This window comes from Streptomyces sp. NPDC001970 (assembly GCF_053594115.1).
In genome coordinates this window covers 19,664-40,015 of record NZ_JBSFDW010000023.1, presented here as the reverse complement: position 1 = coordinate 40,015, position 20,352 = coordinate 19,664, and the positions used below count along the sequence as shown (strand labels likewise).

12 protein-coding genes are annotated in these 20,352 nt (G+C 68.4%); 9 read left to right on the top strand and 3 right to left on the bottom strand.

Translation table 11 applies throughout. From position 1 onward, the window contains the following. The first annotated feature begins 137 nt into the window (after window positions 1-137). Window positions 138-2,864, top strand: a complete 2,727-nt coding sequence (gene acnA / locus ACWCP0_RS25605) for an aconitate hydratase AcnA (protein ID WP_451081128.1) — start codon at window positions 138-140, stop codon at window positions 2,862-2,864. Between the two features lie 180 nt (window positions 2,865-3,044). Here acnA and ACWCP0_RS25600 read toward each other — a convergent pair whose 3' ends face one another. The 3 genes from ACWCP0_RS25600 to ACWCP0_RS25590 all read right to left on the bottom strand — a co-directional run bounded on the left by ACWCP0_RS25600 (window position 3,045) and on the right by ACWCP0_RS25590 (window position 9,419). Beyond that, the gene (locus tag ACWCP0_RS25600; protein ID WP_451081127.1) at window positions 3,045-4,364 is read right to left on the bottom strand and encodes an acyl-CoA thioesterase/bile acid-CoA:amino acid N-acyltransferase family protein; all 1,320 of its coding nucleotides are present in this window, start codon (window positions 4,362-4,364) and stop codon (window positions 3,045-3,047) included. 170 nt (window positions 4,365-4,534) lie between these two features. Beyond that, the gene (locus tag ACWCP0_RS25595) at window positions 4,535-5,446 is read right to left on the bottom strand and encodes an FG-GAP repeat domain-containing protein (RefSeq protein WP_451081126.1); all 912 of its coding nucleotides are present in this window, start codon (window positions 5,444-5,446) and stop codon (window positions 4,535-4,537) included. 94 nt (window positions 5,447-5,540) lie between these two features. After that, window positions 5,541-9,419, bottom strand: a complete 3,879-nt coding sequence (locus ACWCP0_RS25590) for a GH92 family glycosyl hydrolase (protein ID WP_451081125.1) — start codon at window positions 9,417-9,419, stop codon at window positions 5,541-5,543. A 503-nt stretch (window positions 9,420-9,922) separates the two neighbouring features. On the opposite strand from ACWCP0_RS25590, the gene ngcE reads away from it, so the two are divergent. The 8 genes from ngcE to dxs all read left to right on the top strand — a co-directional run bounded on the left by ngcE (window position 9,923) and on the right by dxs (window position 20,329). Continuing rightward, window positions 9,923-11,356 (top strand): N-acetylglucosamine/diacetylchitobiose ABC transporter substrate-binding protein, encoded by a 1,434-nt coding sequence (ngcE, locus tag ACWCP0_RS25585; RefSeq protein WP_451081124.1) that lies wholly within the window; start codon window positions 9,923-9,925, stop codon window positions 11,354-11,356. Between the two features lie 31 nt (window positions 11,357-11,387). After that, entirely contained in the window at window positions 11,388-12,320 is a 933-nt protein-coding gene (locus tag ACWCP0_RS25580; protein ID WP_451081123.1) for a carbohydrate ABC transporter permease, read from the top strand. 14 nt (window positions 12,321-12,334) lie between these two features. Further along, window positions 12,335-13,273: a carbohydrate ABC transporter permease gene (locus ACWCP0_RS25575; RefSeq protein WP_451081122.1), complete on the top strand. Its 939-nt coding sequence runs from the start codon at window positions 12,335-12,337 to the stop codon at window positions 13,271-13,273. A 226-nt stretch (window positions 13,274-13,499) separates the two neighbouring features. Beyond that, the gene (locus ACWCP0_RS25570) at window positions 13,500-14,699 is read left to right on the top strand and encodes an ROK family transcriptional regulator (RefSeq protein WP_451081121.1); all 1,200 of its coding nucleotides are present in this window, start codon (window positions 13,500-13,502) and stop codon (window positions 14,697-14,699) included. 120 nt (window positions 14,700-14,819) lie between these two features. Then, entirely contained in the window at window positions 14,820-15,932 is a 1,113-nt protein-coding gene (locus ACWCP0_RS25565; protein WP_451081120.1) for a substrate-binding domain-containing protein, read from the top strand. 211 nt (window positions 15,933-16,143) lie between these two features. After that, the gene (locus ACWCP0_RS25560) at window positions 16,144-16,932 is read left to right on the top strand and encodes an ATP-binding cassette domain-containing protein (protein ID WP_451081119.1); all 789 of its coding nucleotides are present in this window, start codon (window positions 16,144-16,146) and stop codon (window positions 16,930-16,932) included. After that, window positions 16,929-18,224 carry a sugar ABC transporter permease gene (locus ACWCP0_RS25555; protein ID WP_451081118.1) on the top strand — a complete coding sequence of 432 codons (1,296 nt, stop codon included), beginning with the start codon at window positions 16,929-16,931 and terminating at the stop codon, window positions 18,222-18,224. The genes ACWCP0_RS25560 and ACWCP0_RS25555 overlap by 4 nt, the downstream gene beginning before the upstream one ends. 182 nt (window positions 18,225-18,406) lie before the next feature. Next, window positions 18,407-20,329 (top strand): 1-deoxy-D-xylulose-5-phosphate synthase, encoded by a 1,923-nt coding sequence (gene dxs / locus ACWCP0_RS25550; protein WP_451081117.1) that lies wholly within the window; start codon window positions 18,407-18,409, stop codon window positions 20,327-20,329. Window positions 20,330-20,352 lie beyond the last annotated feature (23 nt).

Sequence of the window (20,352 nt, the reverse complement as noted above, 5' to 3'; positions counted from 1 at the left end):
AGAAGGCGAGCCGCACAACCTTCCGCCGCGGTCATTTCAGTAAGGGTGACCTAAGTAAGCCTTACCTTAGCGGATTGCTGAGAAAACACAGGCGGCAGGATGCGGTCAGTACGCGCACATTGATGAAGGAGACTGTCGTGTCGGCGAACAGCTTCGACGCCCGCAGCACGCTGCGCGTGGGCGACGAGTCGTACGAGATCTTCCGGCTGGACAAGGTCGAGGGCTCCGCGCGCCTCCCTTACAGCCTCAAGGTCCTGCTGGAGAACCTGCTCCGCACCGAGGACGGCGCGAACATCACCGCCGACCACATCCGGGCGCTCGGCGGCTGGGACTCGCAGGCGCAGCCGAGCCAGGAGATCCAGTTCACGCCGGCCCGCGTGATCATGCAGGACTTCACCGGCGTGCCCTGTGTCGTGGACCTCGCCACGATGCGTGAGGCCGTGAAGGAGCTCGGCGGCGACCCGGCGAAGATCAACCCGCTGGCCCCGGCCGAGCTGGTCATCGACCACTCCGTCATCGCGGACAAGTTCGGCACCCCGGACTCCTTCGCGCAGAACGTGGAGCTGGAGTACGGCCGCAACAAGGAGCGCTACCAGTTCCTGCGCTGGGGCCAGACCGCCTTCGACGAGTTCAAGGTCGTCCCGCCCGGCACCGGCATCGTCCACCAGGTCAACATCGAGCACCTGGCCCGCACCGTCATGGTCCGGGGCGGCCAGGCCTACCCCGACACCCTCGTCGGCACCGACTCGCACACCACCATGGTCAACGGCCTCGGTGTGCTCGGCTGGGGCGTCGGCGGTATCGAGGCCGAGGCCGCCATGCTCGGCCAGCCGGTCTCGATGCTCATCCCGCGCGTCGTCGGCTTCAAGCTCACCGGTGAGCTGAAGCCCGGCACCACCGCCACCGACCTCGTGCTCACGATCACCGAGATGCTGCGCAAGCACGGCGTCGTCGGCAAGTTCGTGGAGTTCTACGGCGAGGGCGTCGCCGCCACCTCCCTCGCCAACCGCGCCACCATCGGCAACATGTCGCCGGAGTTCGGCTCCACCGCCGCGATCTTCCCGATCGACGACGAGACCCTGAAATACCTCAAGCTGACCGGCCGCAGCGAGCAGCAGGTCGCCCTCGTCGAGGCGTACGCCAAGGAGCAGGGCCTCTGGCTGGACCCGGCCGCCGAGCCCGACTTCTCCGAGAAGCTGGAGCTCGACCTCTCCACGGTCGTCCCCTCCATCGCCGGCCCGAAGCGCCCGCAGGACCGTATCGTCCTCGCCAACGCCGCCCAGCAGTTCGCCCAGGACGTGCGCAACTACGTCGAGGACGACGACGAGGCGGGCAAGGAGTCCTTCCCGGCTTCCGACGCCCCGGCCACGTCCAACGGTGTGCCGACCCGCCGGACCACCGTCACCGCCCCCGACGGCACGACCTACGAGATCGACCACGGCGCCGTCACCGTCGCCGCGATCACCTCCTGCACCAACACCTCGAACCCGTACGTCATGGTCGCCGCGGCGCTGGTGGCCAAGAAGGCGGTCGAGAAGGGCCTGACCCGCAAGCCGTGGGTCAAGACCACCCTCGCCCCGGGCTCCAAGGTCGTCACCGACTACTTCGACAAGGCGGGCCTGACCCCCTACCTCGACAAGGTCGGCTTCAACCTCGTCGGCTACGGCTGCACCACCTGCATCGGCAACTCCGGCCCGCTGCCGGAGGAGGTCTCCAAGGCCGTCAACGAGCACGACCTGGCCGTGACCTCGGTGCTCTCCGGCAACCGTAACTTCGAGGGCCGCATCAACCCCGACGTCAAGATGAACTACCTGGCGTCCCCGCCGCTGGTCGTCGCGTACGCCCTCGCGGGCTCCATGAAGGTGGACATCACCCGCGAGGCGCTCGGCACCGACACCGAGGGCAACCCGGTCTTCCTCAAGGACATCTGGCCCTCCGAGGCCGAGGTCAACGACGTCGTGGCCAACGCCATCGGCGAGGACATGTTCAACAAGTCCTACCAGGACGTCTTCGCGGGCGACGCCCAGTGGCAGGCACTGCCGATCCCGACCGGCAACACCTTCGAGTGGGACGCCGAGTCGACCTACGTCCGCAAGCCCCCGTACTTCGAGGGCATGACGATGGAGACCACCCCGGTCACCGACATCGCCGGTGCCCGCGTACTGGCCAAGCTGGGCGACTCGGTCACCACCGACCACATCTCCCCGGCCGGTGCGATCAAGGCCGACACCCCGGCCGGCAAGTACCTCACCGAGCACGGTGTGGAGCGTCGTGACTTCAACTCCTACGGCTCGCGCCGAGGCAACCACGAGGTCATGATCCGCGGCACGTTCGCCAACATCCGTCTGCGCAACCAGATCGCGCCGGGCACCGAGGGCGGCTACACCCGCGACTTCACCCGGGCCGCAACTGCTGACGCGGCTCCGGTCTCCTTCATCTACGACGCCTCGCGCAACTACATCGAGCAGGGCATCCCGCTGGTCGTCCTGGCCGGCAAGGAGTACGGCTCCGGCTCGTCCCGCGACTGGGCGGCGAAGGGCACCGCGCTGCTGGGCGTCAAGGCCGTCATCGCCGAGTCGTACGAGCGCATCCACCGCTCGAACCTCATCGGCATGGGTGTGCTGCCGCTGCAGTTCCCCGAGGGTGTCTCGGCCGAGTCCCTCGGTCTGACCGGCGAGGAGACCTTCTCCTTCACCGGCGTCACCGAGCTCAACGAGGGCACCACGCCGCGCACGGTCAAGGTCACCACCGACACCGGTGTGGAGTTCGACGCGGTCGTCCGGATCGACACCCCCGGTGAGGCGGACTACTACCGCAACGGCGGCATCATGCAGTACGTGCTGCGGAGCCTGATCCGCAAGTAAGCGGTCCGGCACGCGGGCGACCGCACGGACAGCCGCACGGACAGTCGCACGGCAAAGGGCCGCACCCCCGCACGGGGGTGCGGCCCTTCGGCTGTCCCACCCTGCCGCACCCGACACCCTGTGCCCGCCCCGGTCGGGCACTACGGTCGCCACCGGCGATCCGCGGGCTCGCCGCAGCCCTCACCCGGCGTTGTCGTCAGCGGCCTCGGTGCGGCGGGTTTCCTGGAGATGACGTTCCAGGAAGCTGGTCATCGCCGCCCATGTCTCGCTCTGCGCCAGCGCGTTGGCCTGCGGCGTACCGCCGGAGACGAGGTCCGCCGTCCGGTCGACGGTCGTCGGGATCAGCGGCGGGCGCAGGACGTGCCCCGCTCCCGGGTGGATCAGCAGCACGTCCTCGGCGGGCACGGTACGGCGGCGCTCGATCAGGGCGCGGGCCATCTCGTCGGCGGGCCATACCGCGTCCTTGCCCCCGGCGACCGCCATCAGCGGGGCCGCGATGTCCTCCACCGGGATCAGCGCGTTCTCCACCGCCGCCGCGTCCCTGAGCCCGGCCGCGAAGGCGAGCCGCGTCCGCAGCGCGGGGGAGCGGGACCGGCCGCCGGGCAGCCGCCGCAGGACGGCACGAGCCGCGAGCTGCGGCAGCAGCAGCTCGCTCCGCACGGGCACGTACGGCAGGGCCGCGTCCTTGTACGTCCAGGCGGAGGTCCTCGGCGGCGGGCCGCCGGGACCGAGGGCCTGCCAGACGACATGCGTCGGCGCGACGGCCACGACCGCCCGCACGGGTACCCGCCCCAGGGCGAGAGCGGCCAGTGCCCCGCCCGTACCCACCGAGCAGGCGACCACGCCGACACGGCGGCCGTCGGCCAGCGCCCCGACCGCCCGCGCAAGGCGTTCGAGCGGCACCTCCCGCAGCGTCGCGGGCTGCCCTTCCCCGCCGGCGTATCCGAGCACCACCGTGGTGAAGCCGCAGCGGGACGCCAGCAGCGCGGCCGTCGGCGTGACCGCCTCCACGCCGGTGGAGCCAGGGATCAGCACGACCACCGGCCGGAGCCCGGAATCGAGCGCGCGCGGGGCGAACTCGACGACCCGCAGGCCTTCGTCCACCGCCTCCGTCCGCGTGATCCGCCGCGCACGCCAGCGGCGCACGACCGTCCGCCGGACCTGGCGCGCCGCGTCGGCCGCGCAGCGGACGGTCCAGACCAGCTGGTCGTCCGGTGCCGAGAAGGCGACGGGCGGCACATCGCGCTGTACATGCGCCATCGACCACCACGGACCCGTCGGGTCCACACCCGTGTAGGAACCCGCGACCGGTGCGCACGTGGCCGGGCCGGCGACGCCCCCGGCGTCCGCGCGGTAGCGGTTGACGGACCGCCAGGCCCTCCCGGCGGCGTCGGTCACATCGATCCGTACGGTCACGTGCTCATGCGTGCCGAGCCCCTGGACGACGAGGTCCGGGACCTCGTCGACGAGACCGTCCCCGGGTGCGATGGTGAGTTCCACGCTTCGGAAGGTAAGCCGGGGCCGACCCGCGGGCGACCGGGCGCTCGCCGGTCGAGTGAGGTCCGGACCCGGACAGCCGAGCAGCCGACCAGCCGAGCAGCCGACCAGCCGAGGAGCCGAGCAGACGAACAGAGGGGGCGTCAGGAGCCGGGCCGTCAGGAAATTCTTCGTCAGAACAGCAGACGGTACCGGTTCCAGTGGGCGCCGTCGCCGATCCGGGTCCGCTGCGAGAACGGCTCCTTCGCGCTGCCGGTGCCCTTGTGGAGCCACAGGCCCCCGGCCCGGTCACGGGCCAGCAGATCGCTGTGCCCGTCCTGGTCGAGGTCGCCGATCGAGGTCAGCAGGTTGTAGCGGTTCCAGCCGTGGCCGACGCCGGCGCGCTGTGAGAACGGCTTCCTCGGATCGCCGGTGCCCTCGTACAGCCACAGCACGCCTGCCCGGTCACGCGCGACGATGTCCGGTGTACGGTCACCGGTCAGATCACCGAGACCCGCGATCTGCGTGTACGCGTTCCACCCCGGCCCCACCGCGATCCGCGGCCGCAGCGTGGCGTCGGCGCGGGCGGAGAACAACCACAGCACCCCGCGCGGGTCGCGGGCGATGACATCGGCCTCCGGCGTGCCACCGAGATCGCCGGGGGACAGCAGCTGGTCGTACTGGCCCCAGTCGCCCTCCAGCAGCCGCTCGCCCGCCTCCGTCACATAGAAGAGCCGGCCGTCCGCCCGCTGCCCGTAGGCGCCCTCGGCGAGACCGTCCCTGTCGTGGTCGACGTGTGTGCCCGACCGATGGGTCTGCCAGCCGCCGAGCACGAACTCGCGAGGCTTCAGGCCGCCTCGTCCGTCCGGCCAGTAGACATGGACGTCGCCCCGCCCGTCGACCGCGGTGAGCGGGAACTGCGGGGCCTCCGGCGGCACGGGCGACGCGGTGCCCGACGGAACGACGGAAGGAACGAGGGAAGGAACGACGGAAGAGGTCGCGAGCGCCTGCGGCGCCGCGAGCGAACCGGCGAGAGCGGTCGCGAGCGCCGCCGTGGCCAGGCGCGTCAGCACGCGCCCGCCACGGCGGCCGGAGAGGTGAGTCACGTCGTACTCCAGGAGTCGGTCGGAAGGGACGTGTGCCGCGTCCTGTGTGACGCGGCACACCGACTCCTGGATAACCACCGACGGTAATCGCCGGCTAACCACCTGCTCCTTGCGTGGCCAGCAGTTCGATCTCGGCCAGCTGAGCGGGCCCTTGCGACTCGGGCGCGCCGCTCGGCACCAGCCGGTAGTGCCGGTACGAGCCGGGGTCGGCGATCGTGAAGACCCGCGTCTGCCGGTCCCAGGCGAACGCCTCGCCCTTCCGCTCGTCCAGCGCCGTCCACTTCTGCCCGTCGTCCGAGCCCTGGAGCACCCAGCCCGTGGGGGCCCGGTCCCGGACCGACGAGGTCAGCGTGTACTGGACGGCCCGCACCGCGCCGGTCACCGGCAGGTCCAGCGCCGCCGGCGTCCCCTCGGGCAACTCGGGCAACGACCCGTCCGTGGCGGAGGAGTTGTCGAAGAGCGGACCCGTCGCGCCGATCACGTCCCTGCGGGGCGAGGGCACCTTGTCGTCCTTGGTGACCGAGACCGGGGCCGCCTTCTTCCCCGTCCCCCAGCTCGACGGCTTCGGCCCCATCGCGAACTCCAGCGTGCCGCCGCGAGCGAGCAGCGAGTGCGGCAGCGCGGTGGAGTTCCAGGACTTTCCGTTCACCTTCAGGCCCTGCACATAGATGTTCCGCGAGCTGTTCCCCGGGGCCTTGACCACCAGCTCCCGGCCGTTGCCCAGATGCACGGTGGCCTTCGTGAAGAGCGGCGAGCCGATCGCGTACTCCCCGCTGCCCATCACCAGCGGGTAGAAGCCGAGCGCGGAGAAGAGGTACCAGGCGGACTGCTCGCCGTTGTCCTCGTCACCGTGGTAGCCCTGGCCGATCTCGCTGCCGGTGTAGAGGCGGGAGAGCACCTCGCGCACCTTCTCCTGAGTCTTCCAGGGCTGCGAGGCCGCGTTGTACATGTAGGTGACGTGGTGGGCGACCTGGTTGGAGTGCCCGTACATGCCCATCCGTACGTCCCGGGCCTCCGTCATCTCGTGGATGACGCTGCCGTACGAGCCGACGAACTCCGGCGAGGCCGTCTCCGGCGTCGCGAAGTAGGTGTCCAGCTTCTTGCCGAGCGCCGCGCGGCCGCCGTACAGATTGGCGAGACCCCGCGAGTCCTGGGGCGCGGTGAAGGCGTAACCCCAGCCGTTCGTCTCGGTGTAGTCGTAGCCCCAGATGCGGGGGTCGAACTGCCCCGAGGGAACCCGCCACTCGCCCTTCAGGTTCCGGCCCTGGAAGAAGCCGGCCTCGGAGTCGAAGAGCGTGACGTAGTTACGGGCCCGGTTGAGGAAGTACGCCGACTCCTCCTTGTAGCGCGCCTTCTTCGTCTTGGCGTAGAGCGCGTCGGCCATCTTCGACAGGCCGTAGTCGTTGAGGTAGCCCTCCAGCGACCAGGACAGGCCCTCGTGCGTCTCGGTGGAGGCGTAGCCGAGGAAGGGCGAGGTCTCCATGCCCTTGCGGCCCACACCCCTGCTCGGCGGCGCGACGGTGGCGTTCTTCAGCGCGGCCTCGTACGCCGCCTCCGCGTCGAAGCCACGGACGCCCTTGACGTAGGCGTCGGCGAAGGCGACGTCGGAGGAGGTGCCGGTCATCAGATCGGCGTAGCCGGGGGAGGACCAGCGGGAGATCCAGCCGCCGTCCTTGTACTGCTGGACGAAGCCGTCGACGAGCTCGCCCGCCTTCTTCGGGGTGAGGAAGGAGTACGCGGGCCAGGTCGTCCGGTAGGTGTCCCAGAAGCCGTTGTTGACGTACACCCGGCCGTCGACGATCTTCGCGCCGGTGTGGGTCGGGGTGTCGGGTCCGGTCTGGGGCGAGAACGGGCTGGCGTACTTGTCCTTGCCGTCGACCTTCTCGAAGCCCGAGTTCGGGTACAGGTAGAGCCGGTAGAGCGACGAGTACAGGGTCACCAGCTGGTCGTGGGTGGCGCCCTCGACCTCGACCCGGCCGAGGATGTCGTCCCAGGCGTCCTGCGCCCGGTCCTTGATCCGGCCGAAGCTCGCCGACTCCGGGATCTCGGCCGTGAGGTTCTTCTTCGCCTGGTCGATGCTGATCAGTGACGTTGCAATGCGCAATGTCACCGTACGGTCCGTGCCGGCGTCGAAGCGCAGATGCCCCTTCACACCCTCGGACGCGGACGAGGTGACGGGCGCGTCGAAGACGCCGTACACGAACAGCCGGGTGGCGCCCGTGGACAGCCCGCTCTTGACGTCCGAGTAGCCGGTGAAGGAGCTGGTCGCCGGGTCGAGCGTGAGCCCGGCCTGGTCGGTGACGTTGTCGAAGAGCACGGCCGCGTTCTCACCGGGATAGGTGAACCGCATGATCGCGGCGTGGTCCGTGGGGGCGATCTCCGTCTTCAGCCCGTTCTCGAACGTCACCCCGTAGTAGTGCGGGCGTGCGATCTCCTTCTCGTGGCGGAAGGGCAGGGCGCGGGCGGTGCGTGACGGGTCCGGTGTGCCCTCGGCGACGGACGGCATCAGCTGGAAGGTCTGCCGGTCGCCCATCCAGGGACTCGGTTCATGGCTGGCGCTGAACGCCTGCACGGTGGGCAGGTTGTCCGCGTTGTTCGCGCGTGCGTACTCGTACAGCCAGCTGAGCGAGGCGGCGTTGGTGACCGGTGTCCAGAAGTTGAAGCCGTGCGGCACCGCGGTCGCCGGGAAGTTGTTGCCCCGCGAGAAGGAGCCGCTGGAGTTCGTGCCGCGGACGGTCGACGCGTAGTCCGACAGATGCGCGAGCCGCTTCTCGGGCGCCTTGGGGGCGATGCGGATGTCGTCGATCCAGCCCTGGAACTTCGCCGGGCCCTTGGGCGAGTCGTACGCCACCAGGATCCGGTCCACCGTCCTGCCGGCCGCGACCGAGCCGATCCGGGAGGCCACCTGGTTCCACTGGTTGACGTAGAGCCGCTTGGCGGCGCCCTGGCCCTGCGGGGTCAGCAGGCCGCCGTGCGAGTCGACCGCCCGGAGGTCGCTCAGATACGTGCCGTCGGTGAAGGCGAGATCGACCGACACGTTCGTGGCCGGGTAGTTGAGGTCCGTCTCGGGCAGCGAGGGGTGGATCCGGTACGACAGTTCCGTGTCGCGCCCCACGGCCGTGTCGACGTCGAAGACCTTGTTGTACGAGTACGCGCGGCCGTCCGGCTTGTGCGTGCCCGCGTACCGCAGGGCGCGCTTTCCGGTGAAGCCGGCGTTCGCCTTCGCCGTCGGGGAGCCGGCGGGACCGCGGTCGACATGGCTGCGCATGTCCTCCGGCACCGGGGTGCTCGTGTCGCCGTCGGAGAACTGGACATCGGCGAGCTGGACGATGCCCGACGCGCCGTTGTTCCTGGTGATCTCCAGCCGGTAGTGGGCGTACGCGGCGGCGTTCGCGACATCGATGTCGTACGTCTTCGTCTCGAAGCGCTTCTCGAAGGTCTGGCCCTCGCGGGTGTCCAGGACCTTCCACTCCTTGCCGTCCGCCGAGCCCTTGAGGGTCCAGTCCTTCGGGTCGCGCTCGTCGAAGTCGTTTGCCGATGTCAGCGCGTAGGTGACGACCTTGACCGGGGCGTCCATGTCGAATTCGGCCCAGGCCGTCGGGGTGAAAGTCAGCCATTTGGTCGACGGCTGGAGGTCGACCAGATTCTCCTTGGTCTCACCGGCGCCCGCGTTCTCGCCGCTCGCGCGCAGTTCGACGACCTTGTCCGTCACATTTCCGGGTATTCCAGAAGCAAAGCCGCCGTCGACACCCGATGACCGCTTCTTTCCGTCGGGCCCCGTTTCGACGGTGTTGCGCCAATCGGGCTGGGTTTCGTCTGCCTCGAACGACGTGGTGAATTCCCCGGCCGGCGCAGCGGGTTGGGAGGGGAGTGCGACGGCGGCCGATTGCACCGTCACCACCAGCAGGGAAGCGGCCGCCACCAGGGCGGCCGCGCGGACTTGTCTGTGCCGAGGGCTTGGTCTGGGCTGCATACCGAGCCGTTCCTCCCACCGAAGCGACAACGTTGTCATGCGCATGGCGCAGGATCCAGTAGGGAGGTAAGTGCCGCATGATGTCAAGGGTGTTGGCGGTACGACAGGTTCGGAATCGGCCGTTGCGGTGAGATTCCGCCGGTGGAATGCATCCGGACAGTGTTCTCATATCCGCGAGGTCTCAACTCGGGAAAGACTGCTGTCGAACCTTGCTTTCGATCTTGCTCCCTTGGCGGGAAGTGGACTATACCTGTCGGCGTCCGGCTTGCCGTATCGAAACGGTGGGCGGGCGAGGGGGGACGGTGGACGGCGGAGCAGTCGAGTGCATCGTCTGCCGGCCGGACGCATCGCCGTTCCCGCTGCATCGCATTGCGCTCCACCCCTGCACGACCTGCATGACCCAGCTTCGGCAATTGACCGCGGTGGCGGGGCCCTTCGCCTCAGGCGAGAAGCACGGGCGACCGGTACACCGCCTGAGTCCTGGAGAAGGCGAGGACTTGAGCATGGGATCCACCTCCGCCCACAAGAATGAGGGCCTAGGCCGTCGCGATCTGATCAAGCGTTCTGCCGCACTTGGCCTGATCTCCGTCCCGACGATGAGTTTCCTGTCCGCCTGCGCCAGCAGCAGTGGTGACGACCAGTCCAAGCAGAAGGGTGAGGTGACGAAGGACAACCCGTTCGGCGTCGCCAAGGACGGTGTCCTCGATGTCGTCATCTTCAAGGGCGGCTTCGGCGACCAGTACGCGATCGAGTGGGAGAAGGAGTACAAGAAGGCCTGGGGCGGCAAGGTCTCCCACCTGGGCACCCAGGAGATCACCGGCAAGCTCCAGCCCCGCTTCGTCGGCGGCAACCCGCCGGACGTCATCGACAACTCCGGCGCCCAGCAGATCAAGCTCGACACCCTCTACAAGGACGGCCAGCTCGCCAACCTCGAGGAACTGCTCGACGCCCCGTCGTTCGACGACCCGGCGAAGAAGGTCCGGGACATCCTGATCCCCGGCACCGCCGAAAAGGGCAACTTCGACGGCAAGATGTACTCGCTGAACTACATCTACACCGTCTGGGGTGTGTGGTACTCCGGCAAGCTCTTCAAGGACAAGGGCTGGGAGGTGCCGAAGACCTGGGACGCCTTCCTCACGATCATGAAGGAGGCCAAGGCGGACGGCATCGGTGGCCTCGCCCACCAGGGCAAGCACCCGTACTACATCAACGTCATGATCATGGACCTGATCGCCAAGACCGGCGGCCTGGACGCCATGAAGGCGATCGACAACCTCGACCCGAAGGCCTTCGTCGGCAGCGAGGCCGCAACGGCCTCCATCGAGGCGATCTACGAGATCGTCGAGAAGGGCCTGCTGCTCCCGGGCACCAACTCGCTCGACCACATCGAGTCGCAGACCGCCTGGAACAAGGGCAAGGCCGTCTTCATCCCCTCGGGATCCTGGCTGGAGAACGAGCAGCTGAAGCAGACGCCCGCGGACTTCGACATGAAGTTCCTGCCGATGCCGCTGCTGCCCGGCAGCAAGCTGCCCTTCGAGGCGATCCGGGCCGGCGCCGGCGAGCCGTTCATCGTCCCCGAGAAGGCGAAGAACAAGGCCGGCGGTCTCGAGTTCCTCCGCCGGATGCTCTCCAAGGAGTGGTCGACGATCTTCGCCCAGCAGGCGAACTCGCTGACCATCGTCAAGGACGGCGTGGACACCTCGGTCCAGCTGCGGCCCGGCACCAAGTCCGCGGTCGAGGCGGTCACGGCGGCCGGTACCAACACCTTCGACTACTACTACATCAACTGGTACAGCGAGATGGACGAGTCCATCCGCACGGCGTCCGCCGAGCTGATGGCCAAGCGCATTCAGCCGAAGGAATGGCTCAAGCGGGCCCAGGCCGCGGTCGACAAGGCCGCCAAGGACCCGGCGAGCAAGAACAACAAGCGTTCGTAGCCGTTCCCGCACTGACCAGGGGCAGAGTCATATGCACAAGGGCAAGAACCGGTTCGTCGCCGGATTCCTGATCGGTCCGCTCGGCCTGTATCTGATCTTCATGATCTGGCCGTACGTCCAGACCTTCGGATACTCCTTCACCAACTGGCGGGGCCAGTCCTCGCAGATGGAGTTCGTCGGTCTCGACAACTACGCGGAGTTGTTCTCCGACAGCGTCTTCCTCCGGGCGCTGTGGAACAACCTCCTGCTGCTCGTGGCCCTGCCCCTGGTCACCATCCTGCTCGCCCTCTTCTTCGCCTTCATGGTGAACGTGGGCGGGCGGGGTGGTCAGGCCGGTATCCGCGGCGTCCGCGGCTCCGGCCTCTACAAGGTCATCTTCTTCCTGCCGCACGTCCTGTCGGTGGTCATCCTGGCCATCCTGTGGCGGGCCGTCTACCGCGGCGATGTCGCCGGCCTCATCAACGGCAGCCTGATCAAGCTCGGCATCTCGGACCCCGAGCAGCCCGTCGAGTGGCTCAACTCGCCGAATCTGGTGCTGTGGTGCGTCGCCTTCGTGCTCCTGTGGTGGGGCGTGGGCTTCTACCTCGTCCTGTTCTCGGCCGCCATGCAGTCGATCCCCAAGGAGATCTACGAGGCCGCGCTGCTCGACGGTGCCCGTCGCACCCAGACCTTCTTCAAGGTGACCCTGCCCCTGCTGTGGGACACGGTGCAGACGTCCTGGGTCTATCTGGCGATCATGGCCATGGACTGCTTTGCGCTCATCTCGGTCATGACGCCGGGCAACAGCTTCGGAGGCGGGCCCGACCACAGCAGTGAGGTGATGGCCACCTACCTCATGCGCAACTTCCTGGTGTTCGGCAAGAGCGGCTACGCCTGCGCCATGGGCGTGGTGATCCTTCTCCTCACGCTGATCCTGTCCGTCGTCACGCTGCGGGCCAGCCGCCGCGAGCGCATCGAGTACTGAGCGGGGAAGACGCGATGTCCACTACACCGACCATTGACGGCGTGACCAAGGAGACCGTACCGGTCCGGATCGGCGCCGGCGGCAAGCCCCGCGGCGGTCGCGGCGGTGACGGCGACGGCAAGATCCTCAACGTCTTCTCGCACGGCTTCCTCATCCTGTGGGCCGTGATGATCATCCTGCCGCTGATCTGGATCGTGCTCGGTTCCTTCAAGACCGACGCGGAGATCGGCGCCAGCTCCTGGTCCTGGCCCTCCAACTGGAACTTCGACGCCTTCTCACGGGCGTGGACCAAGGGGCACATCGGCTCGTACTTCCTCAACACCGTCATCGTGCTGGTCTTCTCCGTGCCGCTGACGATGCTGCTGGGAGCGATGGGCGCTTACGTACTGGCCCGCTACCAGTTCTGGGGCAACCGCCTCATCTACTACTTCTTCATCGCCGGCGCGATGTTCCCGGTGTACCTCGGGCTCATCCCGCTGTACTTCCTCATCAAACAGCTCGGCATGCTCAACACGTACCAGGGACTGATCCTGGTCTACGTCGCCTACTCCATGCCGTTCACGGTCTTCTTCATGCACGCGTTCTTCCGGACGCTGCCGACCGCGATCCAGGAGGCGGCGGTGATCGACGGTGCCTCGCACACCCGGATCTTCTTCCAGGTGATGATGCCGATGGCCAAGCCCGGACTCATCAGCGTGGGCATCTTCAACCTGCTCGGCCAGTGGAACCAGTACATCCTTCCGCTGGTGCTCATGCAGCAGCAGAGCGGCTTCGACCCGGACCGCTCGATGCTGACGCAGGGCCTGGTGCTGCTCAACCAGCAGCAGGGTTATGCCGGCGACCTGCCCGTGATCTTCGCGGGTATGACGGTGGCGATCCTTCCCGTGGTCGTCGTCTACATCTCCTTCCAGCGACAGGTCCAGTCGGGCCTCACCGCGGGCACGCTCAAATAGCGGCGCAGGGCGACGGCACAGCCCGTACAGCCTGGTCCGGGCCCCGTTCGACATGTGTCGGGCGGGGCCCGGACCGCGTTCCCCCATGCTCAAGGTCTTGACGCGACAGGGCACCAACAGGTGAGCTAAGAGTTCACAAGTTGGAGAGACGTCGGGGTTCCCTAGCGGCGCCCCGCGCCGGGAGCGGCGGTCGCGCCGCCCGCCGTGGGCAGGAGTGGATGAGTCGATGGAGACTCCGGGGTCGCAGACATCTCTGCATCGGGCCAATCTCGAGCGGGTCGTACGTGCCGTGCGCATGGCCGGCTCGCTCACCCAGGCCGAGATCGCGAGGAGTACGGGCCTCTCCGCCGCCACGGTGTCCAACATCGTTCGTGAACTGAAGGACGGCGGCACGGTCGACGTCACCCCGACCTCGTCCGGCGGCCGCCGGGCCCGCAGCGTCTCCCTCAGCGGCGACGCCGGCATCGTCATCGGCGTCGATTTCGGCCACACCCATCTGCGTGTCGCCCTCGGGAACCTCGCCCACCAGGTGCTCGCCGAGGAGTCCGAGCCGCTGGACGTCGACGCCTCGTCCGCCGAGGGCTTCGACCGGGCGGAGCAGCTGGTCAAACGGCTCATCGAGACCACCGGGATCGGCCGGGACAAGGTGATCGGCGTCGGTCTCGGCGTACCGGGACCCATCGACGTCGAGTCGGGGACGCTCGGCTCCACCTCGATCCTGCCGGGCTGGTCCGGGATCAACCCCAGCAACGAGCTCTCCCGCAGGCTCGGCGTGCCTGTGTACGTCGACAACGACGCCAACCTCGGCGCGCTCGGCGAGCTGGTCTGGGGCAGCGGGCGCGGGGTCAGGGATCTCGCGTACATCAAGGTCGGCAGCGGCGTCGGCGCCGGGCTGGTGATAGGCGGCCAGATCTACCGGGGGCCGGGCGGCACGGCAGGCGAGATCGGGCACATCACGCTGGACGAGTCGGGGCCCGTCTGCCGCTGCGGGAACCGGGGCTGTCTGGAGACCTTCGCGGCCGCCCGGTACGTCCTGCCGCTGCTGCAGCCCAGCCACGGCCCGGAGCTGACCATGGAGCGCGTCGTGCAGCTGGCGCGCGAGGGGGACCCGGGCTGCCGACGGGTGATCGCCGACGTGGGGCGGCACATCGGCAGCGGGGTGGCCAACTTGTGCAACCTGCTCAACCCCAGCCGGGTGGTCCTGGGCGGAAATCTTGCGGAAGCGGGAGAATTGGTACTTGCGCCGATCCGTGAATCGGTCTCCCGGTACGCAATCCCGAGCGCGGCCCGTCAGCTCTCCGTGCTCCCGGGTGCGCTCGGAGGACGGGCCGAGGTGCTGGGCGCGCTGGCACTCGTGCTCAGCGAAATGGGCGATTCAACACTTTTGGACAGCTCGATCCCGGCCGGAGAGCCTGCCTTCACTTAGATAACGAATGGCACCGTTGTCATCTCGTTAAGGATTTACTCCTTGACGTCGGCCTGGCAGCCGAGTTGACTTCCAGCCACCTCGGCCGCAACGACGCGGCCTCGTCAGGGAGGTTTCTGAATGAACACGCAGATGCGTCGTGCCGCCGTGGCTGTGGCCGCCACCGCGATGGCTGTGTCCCTCGCCGCCTGTGGTAGTGCCAAGGAGTCCGGGGACAACGGCAACAAGACCGGTGCCGCGAAGGGCGACGACCTCACCATCGGTCTCCTGCTCCCCGAGAACCAGACCGCGCGCTACGAGAAGTTCGACAAGCCGCTCATCGAGAAGAAGATCAGCGAGCTCACGAACGGCAAGGCCAAGGTCGTCTACGCCAACGCCAAGCAGGACCCGACTCTGCAGACCCAGCAGGTCGACACCATGATCACCAACAAGGTCGACGCGCTGATCGTGGACGCGGTCGACTCGAAGGCGATCGCGGGCGGGGTGAAGAAGGCCAAGGAGGCCGGCATCCCGGTCGTCGCCTTCGACCGCCTGGCCGAGGGCCCGATCGACGCGTACACCTCGTTCGACAACGAAGAGGTCGGCCGCGTCCAGGGCAAGGCGCTCCTCGAGGCCCTGGGTGACAAGGCCAAGGACGGCCAGATCGTGATGATGAACGGGTCGATCACCGACCCGAACGCCAAGCTGTTCAAGCAGGGCGCGCACTCCGAGCTCGACGGCAAGGTGAACGTCGGCAAGGAGTACGACACCAAGGAGTGGAAGCCGGAGAACGCCAACGCCAACATGGAGGCGGCGATCTCGGCCCTGGGCAAAGACAAGATCATCGGTGTCTACTCCGCCAACGACGGCATGGCGGGCGGCATCATCACGGCCCTGAAGGCCGGCGGCTTCACCAAGCTCCCCCCGGTCACCGGCCAGGACGCCGAGCTCGCCGGTGTGCAGCGCATCGTCGCGGGTGAGCAGTTCATGAGTGTCTACAAGCCGTACGCTCCCGAGGCCGCTGCCGCCGCCGAGATGGCCGTGGCGCTCGCCAAGGGCGAGAAGCTCGGCTCCATCGAGACGTCCCGCGTCGACAGCCCGACCACCAAGGCCATCCCCTCCGTCCTCGTCCCGGTCGTCTCGCTGACCAAGGACAACATCAAGGACACGGTCGTCACGGACGGCGTCTACACCGTCGCCGAGATCTGCACGCCGAAGTACAAGGCCGCCTGCGACGCGCTCGGCCTCAAGTAGGCCGCACGACCAGTGGGTCGCACGACCTGACCGAGGTCACCCGCGGCCCCACCGAGGTCACCCGAGGCCTGTCCGGTGCCCCGCCCCACCCCAGCCCCCGCTAACGGGGCGGGGTACCGGACAGAAACGCTTCACCCGAGTTTTTGGCTACTGCTCAACCACCGCGCCACCCCACCGGTGCGGTATCCCCGCCGGTCAGGCGGCGAAGGAGATGGTTCACGTGTCCGCTACGCCCGTGCTGGCGTTGCGCGGGGTCTCCAAGCGGTTCGGTGCCGTTCAGGCGCTCACCGACGTAGAGCTTGAGGTCCACGGCGGCGAGGTGGTCGCTCTCGTAGGCGACAACGGCGCCGGAAAGTCCACGCTGGTCAAGACGATCGCCGGTGTGCACCCCATCGATGAAGGCGTCATCGAGTGGGAGGGCAGGGCCGTATCGATCACCAGGCCGCATGAAGCCCAGAACCTGGGCATCGCGACCGTCTACCAGGACCTCGCGCTGTGCGACAACATCGACGTGGTCGGCAACCTCTACCTCGGCCGGGAGCTGCAGAAGCGCGGCATCCTCGACGAGGTCGAGATGGAGCGCCGCTCCCGCGAGCTGCTGAGCACCCTGTCGATCCGCATCCCCAGCGTCCGCATCCCGATCGCCTCGCTCTCCGGCGGCCAGCGCCAGACCGTGGCCATCGCCCGCTCGATGCTCGGCGAGCCCAAGCTCGTCATCCTCGACGAGCCCACCGCCGCCCTCGGCGTCGAGCAGACCGCACAGGTGCTGGACCTTGTGGAGCGGCTGCGAGAGCGCGGCCACGCGGTCATCCTCATCAGCCACAACATGGCCGATGTGAAGGCCGTCGCCGACAAGGTCGCGGTGCTCCGGCTCGGCCGGAACAACGGCGTCTTCGACGTCAAGTCCACCTCGCAGGAAGAGATCATCTCCGCCATCACCGGCGCCACGGACAACGCCGTGACCCGTCGTGCGGCGCGCACCTCGGAGGCGCAGAAGTGAGTACCGAAAAGACCTCCGCTCCCGTCGGCGGCGGACACCAGGTGGTGAACCCGGACGCCGCCCACGACGCGGTGACCGCGGTCGACCCCCGGCTGCTGGTCCGCGAGCAGGGCCTCGCGGGCTACCTGTCCGAGTTCAAGCGCAAGATGCACGCCGGTGACCTGGGCTCGATGCCGGTCGTCATCGGCCTGATCCTCATCTGCGTGATCTTCCAGAGCCTGAACTCCCAGTTCCTCTCCGCGCAGAACCTCAGCAACATCGCCGTCACGATGGTCGCCACCGGCATGATGGCCGTCGGCATCATCTTCGTGCTGCTGCTCGGCGAGATCGACCTGTCGGTCGGCTCGGTCAGCGGTGTCTCCGGCGCGATCGTCGCCGTCATGACGGTCTCCCAGGGCATGAACGAGTGGCTCGCCATCCTCGTCGCGCTCGTGAGCGGCGCGGCCATCGGCGCCCTCCACGGCTTCTTCTTCGCGAGGATCGGCGCACCGGCCTTCGCCGTCACCCTGGCGGGACTGCTCTTCTGGCTGGGCTTCATGCTCCAGCTCCTCGGCGACCAGGGCACCATCAACCTGGACAGCGACGGCGTCGTCGCCCAGCTGACCACCTACTTCTTCACGGACGTGGCGGCCGCCTACGCCTTCGCCGCGATCGCGGTGGTGGCCTTCTTCCTCTCGTCGTTCGTCGACAGCCGCCGCCGTGAGGCCGCCGGAATTCCGTCCCGGCCGCTCTCGGACATCGTGTTCCGTACGGTCCTGCTGGCAGTGATCGCCTTCGCCGCCGCGTACATGTTCAACCAGTACAAGGGCCTGCCCCTCGCGCTGGTGCTGTTCCTGCTCGTGCTGGTGATCACGGACTTCGTGCTCCGGCGCACGGCGTACGGCCGCAAGATCTTCGCCCTCGGCGGCAGCGTCGAGGCGTCCCGCCGTGCCGGTATCAACGTCACGGCGGTCCGGATCTCGGTCTTCGCCATCGCCGGCACCTTCGCGGCCGTCGGCGGTCTGTTCTGGGCCTCCAAGATCTCGGCCGCGAACCAGAGCGCCGGTACGGGTGACCTCCTGATGAACGTCATCGCGGCGGCCGTCATCGGCGGCACCAGCCTCTTCGGTGGCCGCGGCCGCACCTGGAACGCCCTGCTCGGCGTCATGGTGATCGTCTCGATCCAGTACGGCCTCGCGCTCGAGGGCATCGCCACCCCGATCGTGTACATGATCACCGGCGGTGTGCTGCTCGCCACGGTCGTGATCGACTCGGTCACGCGCAAGACGCAGAAGACCGCGGGCCGCGCGTAGCGACATCCCCTCTCAGTGCCCGGCGCCGGGAACCGGCGCCGGGCACTGCTGTGTGTCCGATGTCATGTGTGCTCCGAAGGCGTGACGCTCAACGCACCGCCCGATGACGGCAGCCGGGAGCGGAACATTAGACTCGACAAATCGTTGCCAAGCTCGACCAGCTCACACGCAAGGAGGCACGGGTGGCGCTGCTGACCCGTATCAAGGGACCGCGCGATCTGGACCGGCTCAGCCCGGAGCAGCTCGATCAGCTGGCCGCAGAGATCCGGACCTTCCTCGTGGACGCCGTCTCCAAGACCGGCGGACACCTCGGGCCCAACCTCGGCGTGGTCGAGCTGACCATCGCCCTGCACCGTGTCTTCGAGTCCCCGAAGGACAAGGTCCTCTGGGACACGGGCCACCAGAGCTATGTGCACAAGCTCCTGACCGGACGCCAGGACTTCTCCCGGCTCAAGATGAAGGGCGGCCTCTCCGGCTACCCCGCGCGTGCCGAGTCCGAGCACGACGTCATCGAGAACTCGCACGCCTCCACCGTCCTCGGCTGGGCGGACGGGCTCGCCAAGGCGAACGAGGTGCTGAAGAAGGACGACCACGTCGTCGCGGTCATCGGTGACGGTGCACTGACCGGCGGTATGGCCTGGGAGGCGCTCAACAACATCGCGGACGCCAAGGACCGCCCGCTCGTCATTGTGGTCAACGACAACGAGCGCTCCTACGCCCCGACGATCGGCGGCCTCGCCAACCACCTGGCCACCCTGCGCACCACCGACGGCTACGAGCGCTTCCTCGCCCGCGGCAAGGACATCCTGGAGCGCACCCCCGTCGTCGGGAAGCCGCTCTACGAGACGCTCCACGGCGCCAAGAAGGGGCTGAAGGACTTCATCGCCCCGCAGGGCATGTTCGAGGACCTCGGCCTCAAGTACGTCGGCCCCATCGACGGTCACGACATCGCCGCCCTGGAGTCCGCCCTGACCCGCGCCAAGCGGTTCGGCGGCCCGGTCATCGTCCACTGCCTCACCGAGAAGGGCCGCGGCTACCAGCCGGCTCTCCAGGACGAGGCCGACCGCTTCCACGCCGTCGGCAAGATCCACCCCGACACGGGTCTGCCCATCGCCTCCTCCGGCGCCGACTGGACCTCCGTCTTCGGCGAGGAGATGGTCAAGCTCGGCCGGGAGCGCGAGGACATCGTCGCGATCACCGCCGCGATGCTCCAGCCGGTCGGACTCGACCGGTTCGCCAAGGCCTTCCCCGAGCGGGTGTACGACGTCGGCATCGCCGAGCAGCACGGCGCGGTCTCGGCCGCGGGCCTCGCCACCGGCGGCGTCCACCCCGTCTTCGCGGTCTACGCGACGTTCCTCAACCGTGCCTTCGACCAGGTGTTGATGGATGTGGCACTGCACAAGTGCGGTGTCACATTCGTCCTCGACCGGGCCGGTGTCACCGGCACCGACGGCGCGTCCCACAACGGCATGTGGGACATGTCGATCCTCCAGGTCGTCCCCGGGCTCCGGCTCGCCGCCCCGCGGGACGCCGACCAGGTCCGCGCCCAGCTCCGCGAGGCCGTCGAGGTCAAGGACGCACCGACCGTCGTCCGCTTCTCCAAGGGCGCCGTCGGCCCCGCCGTCCCGGCCGTGGGCCGGATCGGCGGCATGGACGTCCTGCGCAAGCCCGGCACGGACCGGCCCGACGTCCTCCTGGTCTCCGTCGGCGCGCTCGCCCCGATGTGCCTGGAGATCGCCGACCTCCTCGACAAGCAGGGCATCTCCACGACGGTCGTCGACCCGCGCTGGGTCAAGCCGGTCGACGAGGCGCTCGCCCCGCTCGCCGAGCAGCACCGCGTCGTCGTCACCGTCGAGGACAACAGCCGCGTCGGCGGTGTCGGCTCCGCCGTCTCCCAGGCGCTGCGTGACGCCGGCATCGACGTACCGCTGCGCGACTTCGGCATCCCGCCGCGCTTCCTGGACCATGCGTCCCGCAAGGAGGTCCTGGCCGAGATCGGGCTGACCGCGCCGGACATCGCGCGGCACGTCACCGGGCTGGTCTCCAGGCTGGACGGCCGCCTCGACGACGATCCCGCACAAACCCCCGAGCCCGCGCGCGACTGACGGGCCGGTCACCCGGCGTACGC